The organism is Methylobacterium sp. E-066 (assembly GCF_022829635.1).
In the GTDB taxonomy this organism is placed as follows: domain Bacteria; phylum Pseudomonadota; class Alphaproteobacteria; order Rhizobiales; family Beijerinckiaceae; genus Methylobacterium.
Map to the genome: position 1 here is coordinate 1 of NZ_JAKSYO010000215.1, position 14,115 is coordinate 14,115.

Here is a 14,115-nt window from a genome sequence, read left to right on the forward strand (position 1 = left end):
CCTTCCTGCCAATCAGGGTTGTCCTTCGCTTCGTCCCAGACCTGCTTCAACTCAGTGAAGTCGTGCTCGACCTCCGGCGACATGAGCTTGCGCGCCGCCGCCGTGCGCTTTGGTCCGGTCGCCTCGGCCGCGGCCTCCCGCCCGCTCAAACCCGCAACGCGTTGCGCTTTTGCCGGGTCGCCTTCCACGTGCCGAGCGATCCGCATGTAGAGCTGCGCCGTCCTGGGTGAGACCGTGGTGTTCAACCGCATCTAGGCGTCCCAACCACCGTGCGGGCCAGTCTCCTTGGCCTGGTCGAGCAGCCGGCCGCACTCGACGGCGTACCGGGCGCCCTCGCGCTTGGCAGCCTCGACACCGGCATGAGCGGCGTTGATCGCACCGGCGATATTGGAATGGGTCATCACGAATCCTCCGTTGCTAATGAATGATGCCGGGCTGCGATCCGAGCGCAGTCACTCCGCCGCCGCGCGCTTCAGCCACTCCAGCCCGCCGTCGTTCCGTGCTTCCTCGCGCCAGTCGCCGACGACCACGATGCCCTTGGTTGTGGTCCAGCCCCTGAACCAAGCGTCGAAGGAGTCGGGATTGGCTGGATAGCCACGGCCTCTTTGATCGCCTTCGACGACTGCGATCCAGCAAGGCCAGTTGCCCCCGCAGCCCATTATGGTGTGGGCCTCACGGCCAAGCAGATCGGCTCTGATGGAGCGCTTGTGCGGGGGCGTGATGTCGAGCTTGTCCTCCAAGCTCACCAGCGGCCCCGCGCTAGCCTTCACGCAGCGCGAGATGGCGGAGATCGTGAACACCGTCACGATATGCTTGTTGGTGCGCTTCGACCGACGTTTTGGGTCTGACGCCACCATCGTTCCGCGGACCTTCGCCCGGTCGGCTACCTCCACGAGGTGATCGAGCATCGGCGTGATCATTTCCTCCAACACGCGCCCGATCTCACGCGCGTCCGAATTTATCTTACCCCCCTGTGCCGTTTGTGCCGTTTGTGCCGTTAGGTCAGTTTTTGGAGCTATTGGCGCTAATGGCACTATTGGCACAGGGGGGTAAGATCGCTCAGGAACCGAGCTATCGGCAAAAGGGCGGGTGACGGCGACCTCCGGGTGAACCTCGTAACTCTGAGACTTCCGGCCCTTCACCTCGCCGGCCCGGGTGAAGCGCGGCCGGATCAGCCCCGCCTCTACGAGCTGCTTGCAAGCAGCCTCCATGTCGGCCGCGTCCCGCAGCATGCCGCCGACCTGGCGTCGGAGCTCGCGGGCGTTGAACTCGGGCAGCCGGTTCTGCCGGAGGTGCTGTGCCAATAGCATCCCGCGCCGCTCCACCATCGGAATCGTGGCGTCGCCGAAAACCCGCTCGGCCATCGGCAGGAAGTAGGCGTTCAACAGGTCGGCCGCCGCGGTGACCGCGTCCGCTGAGACGACCTGCGGCTCGGCCTGATCGGAGCCGCCGCACCACCACAGGAACTCCAGCACGGCGGACAGGCGCAGAGCGTGCCCGCGGGCCTTGCCGAGCGTACCAGCGAGCAGGCCGCTGGCCACGTGGCAGCGCTCGACGATGTCCCGGGCGAACGCCTCCAGCCGATCCTCCGCATCGCGGGCGAGCGGCACCAAGACCGGCTCCGGGTGCCCGAACTCGTCATGGAACTGCAGCAGATCGGTGAGCCGGGCGAACGCGCGCTGCATCGGCCCGTCGTCCTGCGCGCCGCGGGCTAGGTTGAAGTCCGGCTTCGTCTCAGGCCATGCCCAGAGCAGCCTGGAAGCCAACCCGTCGTCGGGCCCATTCAGGATCATCTCCAGCTTGTCCGGCTGAACGCCGCCGAGCACGCCGATGCTGAGATGCCGGATCCGTAGCGGCTCCGGGTTCTTCATCCGGTCGACGACGTAGGCGCGCCCGCCATACATCTCGATCGCAAACGCCCGGTCAGAGCCGCCGCCGCCGTACTTATCGAAGGCGCCGAGCCAGCCGGCCAGTTCGTCCCGCACGAGCAGCAGGCCGCGCGGCAGGCCAGCCGCCAAGGCGCCCAGCGCCTCGACCGTGGCATCCGCCACCCGGATCCGCGGCCGAACCGGCGCGGGCGGCTCCTGCGCGTCGGGCGGCATCGCGGGCGGCGGGTCGCCGTTCTTCACGGCGGTGCGGACCTCGATCTTCCACGCCTCGACCCGAGCCTCGCAGGCCTGCTTGGCGGTGGCGTGCTCCTGCTGAACCTGCTCGAAGCCGTCGGCCATCCGATCCTCGGCGAAGCGCACGAGGTTGAAGGCCGCATCCATGCTCGGAGACTTGGATGAGGACGGCGGCCCTACCTCGGCACACCACAGGACCGGCGGCTCCGACCAAGCGGTACCAGCCTGGGGCCAGCGCACGTTGGCGATGGTGGCGCCGACGCTGGCGAGCAGGGCCACCGCCACATAGTCCACCGGCGCGGACGCACCCTTGGCCTTGCGCTCGCACCACCCGGCCCAGGGGCCGAGCAGATGGAGAGGGAAGGCTGGCGGCGAGCGCCGCCCGGTACCGAGCAGGCTCAGGTCGGGGTCCGGCCAGGAACCAGACCCCCCTGTGCCGATAGTGCCGTTGGCGCCGTTAGGTTTGGTACGATCACCGTGACGGTGGTCATCGGCGGCCGAGCCGAGGCGAGACACCTCGGCAGCGAAATGCTGCGCCTTCATACGCGCGCCTCCTGATTCGAATGGGGTTGGGAGGCAGGCGCGGGCTGCCGCCGCTGGCGCTCGCGTTCCAACTGCTCGGTTAGATCGCCGAGCAAGTTTAAGGCAGCGCGGAATTCGGCCGCGGCGCACTTCATCGAGTACCGGAGGCCGGCGTCGTCGCGCATGGCCGCATAGTCGCCGGCCATGTTGGCACGCATGCTGACGAGGGCCATCAACTCGGCGATGTGGGCCCGGTACTTGTCCGGGTCGCCATAGGCGTAATCGTTGGGGTTGAGGGTGGGGGCGCTCATGCGCGCCCCCAACGGTCAGTCACCGTGAACGCCAACTCGGCGATGGCGGAGGCGACGGCCGGCGTCAGACCGTAGCGTGCGGCGAGATACAGATCTTGCCGAAAGGCGGGGGCGGGAGTATTTCCTTGAGTGTCGGCCTGCGAAGCGAAAATCAAGGAAACCTGCCTCGGCCCGCGCTGAGCGCAGGTTTTCTTTTGCACGCTAAGCGGCATCCTTGGTCCGCGAGGCAGACTCCGCCTCACACGCGCGCAGCCATTCCAGATCAGCCTCCGCCGAGATTCGGACGGAGTTGCCAAACTTCATGGTACGCGGCGCTTTGCCGGCCTTGATCAGGTTGTAGAAGGTTGCGCGGGAGATCTTCCGGTGCGCGCACCACTCGGGGATTGTCCAGACTTGCATCTATGCACCTGCCTTTGTCTGTGGCGGTGCACATGAGTAAGAGACGGTGTTGGATGACGTCAGCCGGAAACCGTCGGAAACCGTCGGAAACTCAAGGCGATTGATTTCCGGCTAACCTGTAGTCAGCGCCTTTCTGACTGCGTTGAAGAGCGGGCCAATCCGCTCTTTCATTTGAGTGTCGCCTGGCGCCTTCGCGCCAAGCTTTTCCTGAAGCACTCCGATGAACTCGCTCTGAGTTGCAGGAAGACCGTCAGTCGCAATGTGGCACGCAGCGGCAATAAAAACCGCGTCCCAATCGGCGGATGGGCGGCCGCCTTTGTTCTTCGGCTTCTCCTCCACCTTGGCAGACTCATCGTCCTCAGTCACGACTTCGATATTCGCAAATAGAGCGTGTTTATCTACATAAGTACCGATGTCTTCGTCTCGATAATTCTGAATGCCGACTTGCTGAGCAATGCCGAACGGCACGACCCCCGCATCCATGATCTGCCTGCCAGCGTCCGTTCCCCAAACTGTCGAATGTATTGGGGTGCAATGGCCGAACGGGTCGAAACATAGGGCCTTAAGCCGATTGCTCACGAGCAGCGTGCCTAAGATCGCAGCACCAACTTCGTCGCGTGCTTGCTCAAGGCTGATCAACTCTTCTGGTAGAAATGCCGGTGTGATTGTCATCGCACCGACTGCATCGTCTCGACGTTGTTAGCCCCTGTGCCAAATCTCGGTGCGCCAGCCCGGATCGCGTCGGCAACGTAGCTCGGCGCGAGATGCCCGTAGTGTTTCTCAACCATGCGGGTGTCGGCGTGACCGAGGTTGCGGGACACCACCATCAGCGGGACGCCGGCCATGACGGACAGCGAAGCCCAGGTATGTCGCAGCCCGTGGAATCCGATCGGAGGCGTGATCCTGCCGTTGGCACAAGCGTCCGCCATCGGCCGAAGTTGATGCGAGGCAGCCCACGGCTCACCGTTGGTCTTTACGAACATGCGTGCGGTGCTAGGACGGCCGGCTACGTGGCAGGCGAAGAACGCTGCGCCGTCGTCCGTCAACACGATGTGGCGGGGCTTGCCCGATTTCGAGGTGCGGATCGCGACGGTGCCCGAGTCTGGGTTGAAGTCGCGGACCTCTAGGGCGCACAGTTCGCCGTAGCGGGCACCGGTCTCCAAACCGGCTTGAACCAAGGCACGGAAGCCCGGCTCGGCGGCATTGATCAGGCGCTTGGCCTCGGCGATCTTCAGGTAGCGCACGCGGGCGGCATCCACGTTCTCGAAGGGCTCGACGCGGCGCCAAGCCAGATCCGAGGAGATGCCCCCTCCCCTCCAGGCACGGTTCAGCGCGCCCTTCAGGATCGTCAGGGTTCGGTTGGCCGACGAACGGCGCTTCCGCTTCGTCTCATCATCGACCGCCATCTCCCCATAGCGCTGCTCGTTGCCAGCCTTCGTCCGGATCCGGGGCGCAGCCTTCGCCATGTCGGTGAGCCACGTCTCAAGCTGCTTGGTGGTGAGTGCCTCCACCTCAATGTCCCCAAGGATCGGCAGGATATGGGCCCCTGCCCTCTTGCGGGCATCGACACCGGTCTTCCGATTGGCGTCGAGGAAGTCGACGTAGGCGTTCACCGCGTCGCGGACGGTGAGCGGCCCAGTCTTTCCAGCGGCGCTATGCGCCCGCTGGACCATCCGGGAGCGAGCCAGATCCTGCGCCTGTCGGAAGCTCAGCACGGCGACGCCATCCGGGTCCGAGAAGTCGTCGGCTACGGCCAGCGTCTCGACCTCGTAATCGCGTTCGCCGATGTAGTGGCGGGCGACCCACTTGCCGGCGCCCTTCAGCGGCCGGCGGTAGCCGAGGTGCAGGCCCGGCTCCAGCGTGCGGTAGTACGGCTTCCCGCGCGGCTGCAGCCGCTGGCGAGCGGTGCGAGTCTCAAGGTTGGCGTCACGAACACTGCGGGCCACGGTGGGGCTCCTCTGCAAGCGTTGTCCAACAGATGTCCAATATGCGTCCCTATACGCCCATAGACAAGCCTAGGCTGCAATGAGCTATGTATCTGACTGCAAACGGAAATGCTGTACGGGGATAGACGCTCATAGACATTAGAGCGTCTCTTTCACGGCGAAAACACGGGTTCGATTCCCGTAGGGCGCGCCAACAATATCAACTACTTAGCATGCTCGCTTTGCTGCGGTGTCCAGTTTGTGTCCTGCGGACGAGTCCGGACTTGCCCGTATCCATTCGGACGCTTCAGTGGTTCCGCAAAGGCGAATGTCACGCAATCTCGACCTCATCGCCTCTTAAAGCGCGCTAATTCGCTGTGGCATGTGGCGTGAACGAGCTGAAGCTCATTGTATGTGACGGAGCCAGCGCCAAGATGCTGCTGAAGGAAAAATTCCGTTCGGTGACCGGTCGGCGTGCCGGTCGCGGCGGCGGACGCGTCAGGTGCACAGCTTGGACGGCGGATGCTGCTCCGCTAGCATTACAGTTGCATTCTTGACGAGGTTCTGACTCTCTGCGTCGCCATGATACGCGCATCATGGACGTCAGGGGCCTCGGTCGAGGCGACGCTGGAACTCTGGGCCTCGTCGCTGCGAGAGGTGAAGGGACGCATGCGCCCGCTGTTTACTCAGGAGCGGGTCGCGGCCTCGGCCGGGGCGTTCCTGGACGGACTGCTCGGCGCGGAGCGGCGCAAGACCGGTTGGATGCGGGCGGAAGCCGCGGGCGATCCCGGGCTCTGGCGTCAGCAGGCGGTGCTCGGTCGCGGACGCTGGGGCGCCGACACCCTGCGCGACGTGGTGCGGGATTATGCCCTGGAGACCCTGGCCGACCCGGACGCGGTTCTGGTTCTCGACGAGACAGGTTTCCTGAAGCAAGGCAAAGCCTCGTGCGGCGTCCATCGCCAGTACACCGGCTCGGCCGGCAAGATCACGAACTGTCAGATCGGCGTGTTCGCGGGCTACGCCTCGCGGCACGGTCATGCCTTCATCGACCGGGCTTTGTACCTGCCCAGGACCTGGACTTCGGATCCAGCCCGGCTGGCCGCCGCCCACGTGCCGGAGGGGACGGGCTTTTCGACCAAGCCGGGATTGGCCCTGGCGATGATCGAGCGGGCGATCGCCGCCGGCGTGCCGTTCTCGTGGGTTGCAGCCGACACCGTCTACGGGGTCGGCGACATCGAAATGGCGCTGCGCCGGGCGGGCAAGGGCTACGTGCTCGGGGTCAAGACCGATCACCGGTTCAAGGCCTGGGTCGGCAAGCCGCTGGTGGCCGGCACCGCCGAGGCGATCGCCGACGGCCTCGCACCGTCGGCCTGGATACGCCTGTCGGCGGGCGAGGGCACGAAGGGCGCGCGGCTGTACGACTGGGCCTACTGCGCGTTGGCCGACCTCGATGGCGCCGCCTACGATCAGACTGGCCTTTGGACGCGCGGCCTGCTGATCCGCCGGAGCCTGGCCGACGGCGCGCGGGCGTACTTCACGACCTGGTGCCCGGCCGGCACGCCGATCGCGACCCTGGTGGCGGTCGAGGGCCAGCGTTGGACGATCGAGGACGCGTTCGAGACCGCCAAGACCGAGCTCGGGCTGGCCCACAACGAGACCCGTTCCTGGCACGGCTGGCACCGGCACGTCAGCCTGGTGATGATGGCCTTCGCGCTGCTGGCGGTGATCCGCCATTACGCCAACGCGCCGCCCCCAAAAAGCTGCGCCCGGCCGAGGCTGCGCGCTCACTGATCCGCTGGTCGGTCCAGGAAATCCGCCGCATCGCCGTGCGGCTGGCGCAACGGCGCATCCAGCCCGCTCACGTCATAGCGTGGTCGCTCTGGCGACGCGCGCATCAGGCTGCCGCCCGAAACGCCCATTTCAAACGTCGAGCTTCAGAAGCCAAAGGGCGTCAACGCCGTAAGCCCAGCAAAACACGCCGTCGTCGGGAAAACCAAACAACGCAACTGTAATGCTAGCTAACACTTACGATCGGTGTGCAGTGGGCGCCTTACTGTGACCATGGACTCGAGGCCGAAACCGGATCTGGTGGAGGCGTGGCAGGGTATCCAAGCCCGCCTAAGTGAGATGCGCCCATCACGCCGCCAGGGCACCTCAAGATCATTTGCCGAATATGCGTGGGACACGTTTGACCCACGGGAGGTCGTCACCATTCTCGCGGCGCCCGGCGACTCGTACTTCGCGCACAAAGACATCCTATACGAGGGTTTCTGTGCCTGGGTCGCCGACCCCAGCGATGTCACCCTGCCCAAGCGCGCGATGGTGTTGCGTACCGCTCTACATCTCGACGCAGCCGAGAAAGCTGGGCGTGATCTATACAGAGGAGCTGGGCGCCTCGGCGATGTGTTGATCCGCACCCACCTCGTCGACCCGGAATTCTTTGAGGAAATATACTATCCAATCGGCGGCATCCTGCGCATAGCCAAATCTCTGTCCCGTGCTGGCTACCGTAGTAAGCTCGCAGAGTGCGCAAAATCTACCGATTGCGCTGTAAAGATTGTAGAAATATATCACTATCACGTAGATAATCTGCTTCCTCAGGAGATATATGGCAAGCCCAGTCTAAATTCGGCCGCTCCGATATTAGAGTCGGTATATATATATGAGCCGGAGCTTCCCGGTGAGCGGTCAGTTAAAGAATACTGGCGGCGAAAGAAAGACGCTGCCGCGTTCGCATACGCGGCAAAGAGTATTGAATTAATTGAGGGCCAGACACTTCTCGATGCCATATTGAGTGGTAAAACTACTTGGCGGTATCATGAGCGCATATTTATGCAATGGTTATCGCGGGCGCGTTATGTTGCCTTAGAGATCCTAAGCAAATGTGCTGAGACTCAAACTTCTCAAGATGCCCTCGGAATCTTACCCGATTTCACATGTAAGTCCTTCTCGCCGCCAGCATTCGATGATGTTCAGAAGGGTGTTATTGTCGAAAAATTTTCTCGGAAGAAGACTAAAGCGCAGACTTAAAAGCGACGCATGCCTTCTGATGTGTAGTGGAAGGGCGCTACGATTTGGTGGCCGGACGCGGTCCTCCGTTGATCTTATGGGCTTGGTAGTGCTAAAACTTTCTCGGCACCTGCGCATCTCTGGCGAAAGCTTTGGAGTTGAGCGCTTCCGCGTCCGGCGTGCGGATCGGCGTGGCGTGGCGTGGCGTGTAACGCACCGGAGGGCGTTACCTAAGCGATCACCACTGGGTGAGGGCTCCACACATTACCCACTCGCAAAACGCCTCACCAACTCATCGAAGTCTGCGAAGTCGCCCGCCGCTTCGACGTCGCGGCGATTAAACAGGTACGAGGCGGCCTGCAAATTCGCCCTGGTCTCGAATGAGAGGTCGAGGGCGGCGGCGACCTCGACGTGCCGTGCGTCTGCGGCTGCCCAGGCGAGAATCCGGCCGTCCGGCGCGCGCAAGGCGCGGACGTTCCCGCCTGACGCATCGACTAGCAGGCGCTCGAGGTCGTTCCGACTCGGATTGATTATGATCCGCACAGCGGTAGCTTACCGAAAACGCAGTCGCGAGGAAACACACGACCCGTCCTGTTGGATGACCGCTCACGTGCATCCTGGACGCTCATGCACCTGCTGCGCGATGGCTGAGTCTGGTCGAAAGCCGCATAGCTGCTTCGGGGGAATTACGCGGGGAAGCGGACGTAGGAACTGATCGGCCCCCACGAGGTGGTCCAAGGGTAAAGTTAGTGCACGGTGGGCCGCTCCGCCACGGGTAGCTTGGCCGGCGGAGCTGGTCGGGCGAGCGCAGCCGGCCAAGCGGACAAGGCTGGCACGAACACCTCCGGGGCCGGCGGCCGGTATCTCAGCGATGCATGCGGGCGCACGCCGTTGTAGTGACGTCGCCAGCTTTCGATGACGACCTGCGCTTCCCTGAGTGTGTAGAAGATCTCGCCGTTGAGGAGTTCGTCGCGAAGCCGTGCGTTGAAGCTTTCGACGTAGCCATTCTCCCACGGTGAGCCTGGCGTGATGTAGGCCGTCTTTGCTCCGACGCCGGTGATCCAAGCTTGTACGATCTTCGCAATGAACTCCGGGCCGTTATCCGAACGGACATGGCTAGGTACGCCACGCAGGATGAACAGATCCGAGAGCACGTCGATGACGTCGGTTGCCTTCAGCTTGCGGGCGACCCGGATCGCCAGGCATTCGTGCGTGAACTCATCGACCACGTTGAGCATCCGGATCTTGCGTCCATCATGCGTGCGGGCCTCGACGAAGTCATACGACCACACGTGATTGGGGTGTTCCGGGCGAAGACGGACGCAGGAGCCGTCGTTGTCCCAGATCCGCCCCCGCTTGGGCTGCTTAGCTGGGGCCTTCAGACCCTCACGCCGCCAAATGCGCTCGACGCGCTTGTCGTTGACGAACCAACCGGCCGCCTTCAGCAATGCGCTGATCTTGCGGTAGCCATAGCGTCCGTACTTCTCAGCCAACGCCACGAGATCGGCCGTTAGCGCCTCTTCATCATCGCGGCCCCGCGGTACCTTGCGCTGTGTCGAGCGATGCTGTCCGAGCGCCCGACAAGCGCGGCGCTCGGAGACGGTCATCGTCCGCATGATGTGCTCGACACAGGCGCGTCGGCGCGCAGGGCTCAGAAGTTTCCCCGGGACGCCTCCTGCAAGATCAGCTTGTCCAGCGTCAAATCGGCGATGGCTTTTCGAAGCCGAGCATTCTCGGTCCCCAGACTCTTCATCCGTCGAACTTGATCTGACTTCAGCCCGCCAAACTCACGTCGCCACCGGTAGTACGTCACCGAACTCACACCGAGCGCGCGGATCGCATCGGCCACGCTCTGGCCTTGTGAGATCAGCACGTCCGCCTGACGTAGCTTCGCGACGATCTCCTCGGGCTTCGGGTGTTTTGCCATCTCGTCCGTCCTCCAGGCTCAAAAGCCATACCAAAGGGCGGACCACTTCAATGGGGGCTGACCACTGGCCGATCCGGTGCAACGCAACCGTTGCGAGCCGGCACCGAATACGAGATGAGAAATTGATACGTCACGTTATAATGCGGCTCGACAATATCTGATTCTTTGGTGCCTCGAGCCAATTTGGGATGAAGCGCTATAGCTAACATCGTGCGCCCTGCCGGAGCGTGGGATCGCTGGAGCGATCCTCCGGTTACCCTACGGCATCATGAAGAACCGGATTGGCAGTACGCCGAGGTTGAGTACGGACCAGGAGGGACGTGGGACGTCGTCACCACATGGTTGCACATCGCGGCGCATCCGGATCCGCTCCGACAACGCATTGGCACGGCCCGGACGCCGTTCCAAACAGTCGCTCCGAGTGCGGCGATCAGTGCACCCGGCGATCACCTCACTGGCGCTTGGGAGGGACGTGGACGTGGCCATCACGTCAAGATCTCACCGGGCTTCGTCGCGGCCGCCTTTGAACGCGATGTAGGTCCGGAAGCTGTGCCTAAGCGGCGCTTCGCCTACCAGAGAGAGTGCGACGCCGCAGATACGATCATCAGCAACCTGCTCGGCGCGATGTCAGCATACTTTCGGGACGGAAATCCCGGCGGAGCGATCTTCGTGCAAACGATCGTATTAGCGCTAGTCCACTATGCTCTGCCGGCCCAATGGACCGCGGCAGAAATGACGGTTTCACGCGGTGGCCTTTCACGAGCCCAACTCTCCACGACTATCGATCTAATCGAAGCACAGCTGCTCAATCGGCCCAGCCTCGTCGAACTTGCGTCCGCGCTGAATGTCAGCACGCGTTATTTCTGCCGCGCATTTCGCCGTTCGACAGGCATGTCGCCGCATCAGTTCATCATCAAGCGGCGGGTAGGCTTGGCTCGATCCCTGATTGAAGGCGGCGGACTGTCCCTAACCGAAGTCGCCTATGCAGCCGGTTTTAGCCACCACAGTCAGATGACCGCTACATTCCGGCAGGTCCTCGGAGCTCCGCCGTCCCATTTTCGCAACAATCGGACGCGCTTAGACTGATGACATAATTTTCGCGTGCCCATTCCCATAAATAGGTTCCCGATCCGGAAAGCAAGCTGCTGTGCGGCTGGTTAATATGATCTAAGTTTGAAAATCAGGGTATCGTGATATCTCAAAGCAAGGCGCTTCTGAGCGCAAGATGCCAGCCAGCACCCCAGTGGCTGAGTTGTTTGCGCACTTGGACTTTCAACGCCCGCTAAAATGCCTAGGGACATTAGCTGACATAAGAGATCAGATAAAGTAGTAGGTTGCATGCCCATTCGGACTAGATGCTTGCCAGCGCATATGCTGGAGGAAATTGCCAAAACCCTGGATCTTCCGACGGATGTCTTTTTTGATCTGGACCTCGATGATCAGAGCGAGCCATCAGCCCCGGAAGAGGCTGAATTATTGCGGTTATTTCGAAAAATGCGAAACAGCCAAGTTCGAGAGCGATACTTAAGCCTTCTGCGTGCTATGGAACGGTAGCATCTGCTGCAACGCTGCGTAGCTCAATTTGTAGCGTTCGACTACGAGAGACCACCATGAATTTAAGGTCTGTCGTCGACAGAGCCGAGCGCTGAGAAGCCGACGAGACATTCGACAATTTATTTACCGTTGTACTATGCCCCCAACCTGATCCTGCAGCTTCAAGTTGCTTTGCTTCCGCGAGCACAAATCCTCATTTTCAACTATTATGATATGCGTGATTTTCAGACCAGTTTTCTCCCATTAGGAGCTAATTAACATATATTTAGCAGTATTCTTGGTAAAGTTAGCAAAAAGCCGACGCATCGGCGGGTCGTTTTTATAGTTTCCGGCTTCATGATCTGCTGTTGGGCAATCACAACTGATCTGGGAGAAAAAGACCATGCTTGGTGGGATGCGGAAGCATGCGGATCTCGCGGCAAAACTTGAGGTGCTGAGCCGGTCGCAGGCCGTCATCGAGTTCGAGCCCAACGGCAGCATCCTCACTGCCAACGCCAATTTCTTGACGGTGATGGGCTACACCTTGCCTGAGGTGCAGGGACAACTGCACGCGATGTTTGTGGAGCCGGCTCACCGCGGCAGCGCCGAGTACCGCGCGTTCTGGGAGGACCTGCGGCGAGGCACCTTTCAGTCGGCTGAGTTTAAACGTGTCGGCATGGGCGGCCGTACCGTCTGGGTACAAGCGAGTTACAACCCCGTGCTCGATCGCGCCGGCCGCGTCGTGAAAGTCATCAAGTTCGCTACCGACATCACCGCGCAGAAGATGCGTCTGCTCGACCTCGACGGGCAGATCACCGCCCTGCACCGCTCACAAGCGGTGATCGCCTTCGATTTGGCCGGCACGATCCTCGATGCCAACGCCAACTTTCTCGAGGCGATGGGTTATCGCCTGGATGAGATCCGGGGGCAGCACCATAGCCTGTTCGTGGATGTCGGGGAGCGGGCCGGGGCAGCCTATCGCGAGTTCTGGGCGAAGCTCGCTCAGGGAACCTTCGCCGCGGGTGAGTTCCGACGCATCGCCAAAGGCGACCGCGAGGTCTGGATCCAGGCGACCTACAATCCGATCACCGACGCGGACGGGCACGTGGTGAAGGTGGTGAAGTTCGCCACCGACATCACCCTCCAGGTTCGCGAGTGTCAGCGCCGGGCCGAGGCCCAGCGGGCGATCGGCGCCGACCTCGACGCGATCGGTAGTGCGGTCGAGGATGTCACGCGGCAGACCACGGAGGCCGCCGGCACCGTCGGACAGGTCTCGAACGACATCCAGTGCGTGGCCTCGGGGGCGGAGGAACTCTCAGCCTCGGTCGGCGAGATCAGCCAACAGGTCAGCCACGCCGCGCGTATGGCCGGCGAGGCGGTCGAGCAGGCCCGGCACACGGGAAGCATCGTGGCGGGACTGAGCGGGCAAGCGGCACAGATCGGCGACGTCGTGACCACGATCCAGGGCATCGCCTCGCAGACCAACCTACTGGCTCTGAACGCCACGATCGAGGCTGCGCGCGCCGGGGCAGCGGGCAAGGGCTTCGCGGTAGTGGCCACCGAAGTGAAGGCGCTGGCTGAGCAGACCGCCAAGGCGACCGACCAAATCCGCGGGCAGATCGCGGCGACGCAGGCGGCGACCCGGGAGGCGGTCGATGCCATCGGTTCGATCCAGGGCACGATACGGGGTCTAGACGAGGTCTCGGCCGCGATCGCGGCGGCCGTTGAAGAGCAGTCGGCGGTGACGCGGGAGATGTCGGGCAGCATGCAGACGGCCGCGCACGGCGTGACCACGATCGCCGGCGGCATGGAGGCGATCGCCCGAGCGAGCGAGCAGGTCGATGCAGCGACGCGCCAGGTGCGGGAAGCTGCGCGAGCGGTCGCCTGACGATGGCCCAGAGCCCTGATTTGGCCGCCGCCGCCCTTGGGCAACTGGGCACATCTGTCGGAGGTTGGTGCTGCCGTGCGGCGCAGCCTCGACGATGCGCTCGGCGAGCTCGTGCGCGCGGCGATCGAGAACCGGACGGAGGCTTACGCGGCGAGCTGCGCTCGCATCTCCCAGCCTACTCGCCGGACTTCAACCCGATCGAGCAAGCCTTCGCCAAGCTCAAAGCCCTGCTGCGCACCGCCGCCGCACGCACCGTCCCCAACCTCTGGCAGGCCATCAGGGACGCCTTCGTCGCCTTCAGCCCAACCGAATGCCGGAACTACATCACCGCCGCAGGCTACGACGCTTATGACCCAATCTGAGCGGACGCAGCTCTAAACCCCCTGTCCGTGAAGTCGGGGGAGGATCAGTCGGGCGGCGTGCACACGGCCCCGCACGGCGTGACCAAGGTTGCCGGCGGCTTGGAAGCGATCGCCCG

12 protein-coding genes and 1 pseudogene are annotated in these 14,115 nt (G+C 62.8%); 5 read left to right on the plus strand and 8 right to left on the minus strand.

The annotated features are described in order from the left end of the window. The 6 genes from MKL20_RS32385 to MKL20_RS32415 form a co-directional block, all read right to left on the minus strand. On the minus strand, positions 1-251 hold a 251-nt coding region (locus MKL20_RS32385; protein WP_244040127.1), incomplete at its 3' end, for a hypothetical protein. Continuing rightward, a complete protein-coding gene (locus tag MKL20_RS32390) occupies positions 252-401 on the minus strand; it encodes a hypothetical protein (RefSeq protein ID WP_244040128.1) in 150 nt (49 codons plus the stop codon). Positions 402-452: 51 nt separating this feature from the next. Then, entirely contained in the window at positions 453-2,666 is a 2,214-nt protein-coding gene (locus MKL20_RS32395; RefSeq protein WP_244040129.1) for a DUF3987 domain-containing protein, read from the minus strand. Continuing rightward, the gene (locus tag MKL20_RS32400) at positions 2,663-2,956 is read right to left on the minus strand and encodes a hypothetical protein (RefSeq protein ID WP_244040130.1); all 294 of its coding nucleotides are present in this window, start codon (positions 2,954-2,956) and stop codon (positions 2,663-2,665) included. The genes MKL20_RS32395 and MKL20_RS32400 overlap by 4 nt, the downstream gene beginning before the upstream one ends. 510 nt (positions 2,957-3,466) lie before the next feature. Further along, positions 3,467-4,027 carry a hypothetical protein gene (locus MKL20_RS32410; RefSeq protein ID WP_244040132.1) on the minus strand — a complete coding sequence of 187 codons (561 nt, stop codon included), beginning with the start codon at positions 4,025-4,027 and terminating at the stop codon, positions 3,467-3,469. Next, complete coding sequence (locus MKL20_RS32415; RefSeq protein WP_244040133.1) at positions 4,024-5,301, minus strand: tyrosine-type recombinase/integrase; 1,278 nt, start codon at positions 5,299-5,301, stop codon at positions 4,024-4,026. The genes MKL20_RS32410 and MKL20_RS32415 overlap by 4 nt, the downstream gene beginning before the upstream one ends. Before the next feature lie 561 nt (positions 5,302-5,862). Here MKL20_RS32415 and MKL20_RS32420 point away from each other — a divergent pair. Together MKL20_RS32420 and MKL20_RS32425 are read left to right on the plus strand one after the other, a co-directional pair. Continuing rightward, positions 5,863-7,071 carry an IS701 family transposase gene (locus MKL20_RS32420; protein WP_244040134.1) on the plus strand — a complete coding sequence of 403 codons (1,209 nt, stop codon included), beginning with the start codon at positions 5,863-5,865 and terminating at the stop codon, positions 7,069-7,071. Positions 7,072-7,335: 264 nt separating this feature from the next. Beyond that, complete coding sequence (locus tag MKL20_RS32425) at positions 7,336-8,310, plus strand: hypothetical protein (protein WP_244040135.1); 975 nt, start codon at positions 7,336-7,338, stop codon at positions 8,308-8,310. A gap of 243 nt (positions 8,311-8,553) precedes the next feature. Here the strand turns inward: MKL20_RS32425 and MKL20_RS32430 are convergent, their stop codons facing one another. Further along, positions 8,554-8,754 carry a hypothetical protein gene (locus MKL20_RS32430; protein ID WP_244040136.1) on the minus strand — a complete coding sequence of 67 codons (201 nt, stop codon included), beginning with the start codon at positions 8,752-8,754 and terminating at the stop codon, positions 8,554-8,556. 281 nt (positions 8,755-9,035) lie between these two features. Beyond that, positions 9,036-10,216, minus strand: a protein-coding gene (locus tag MKL20_RS32435) for an IS3 family transposase (RefSeq protein ID WP_244040137.1) whose coding sequence is annotated in 2 segments (ribosomal slippage) — positions 9,036-9,955 and positions 9,955-10,216 — 1,182 coding nt in all. Because the reading frame shifts where the segments join, the coding sequence is not laid out codon by codon here. A 342-nt stretch (positions 10,217-10,558) separates the two neighbouring features. Here MKL20_RS32435 and MKL20_RS32440 point away from each other — a divergent pair. From MKL20_RS32440 to MKL20_RS32450, 3 genes and pseudogenes are all read left to right on the plus strand, one after another. After that, positions 10,559-11,302, plus strand: coding sequence for a helix-turn-helix transcriptional regulator (locus tag MKL20_RS32440; protein ID WP_244040138.1), 744 nt, complete (start codon positions 10,559-10,561; stop codon positions 11,300-11,302). Positions 11,303-12,152: 850 nt separating this feature from the next. After that, complete coding sequence (locus tag MKL20_RS32445; protein WP_244040139.1) at positions 12,153-13,637, plus strand: methyl-accepting chemotaxis protein; 1,485 nt, start codon at positions 12,153-12,155, stop codon at positions 13,635-13,637. 164 nt (positions 13,638-13,801) lie between these two features. Beyond that, positions 13,802-13,999 (plus strand): annotated as a pseudogene (locus MKL20_RS32450) (IS630 family transposase); the annotation flags it as partial. Positions 14,000-14,115 lie beyond the last annotated feature (116 nt).

Excerpts from the sequence above, each read along its gene's own strand:
- MKL20_RS32390 (WP_244040128.1), bottom strand. The coding sequence starts at position 401 with ATGACCCATTCCAATATCGCCGGTGCGATCAACGCCGCTCATGCCGGT.
- MKL20_RS32420 (WP_244040134.1), top strand. The coding sequence starts at position 5,863 with ATGATACGCGCATCATGGACGTCAGGGGCCTCGGTCGAGGCGACGCTG.
- MKL20_RS32395 (WP_244040129.1), bottom strand. The coding sequence starts at position 2,666 with ATGAAGGCGCAGCATTTCGCTGCCGAGGTGTCTCGCCTCGGCTCGGCC.
- MKL20_RS32410 (WP_244040132.1), bottom strand. The coding sequence starts at position 4,027 with ATGACAATCACACCGGCATTTCTACCAGAAGAGTTGATCAGCCTTGAG.
- MKL20_RS32445 (WP_244040139.1), top strand. The coding sequence starts at position 12,153 with ATGCTTGGTGGGATGCGGAAGCATGCGGATCTCGCGGCAAAACTTGAG.
- MKL20_RS32400 (WP_244040130.1), bottom strand. The coding sequence starts at position 2,956 with ATGAGCGCCCCCACCCTCAACCCCAACGATTACGCCTATGGCGACCCG.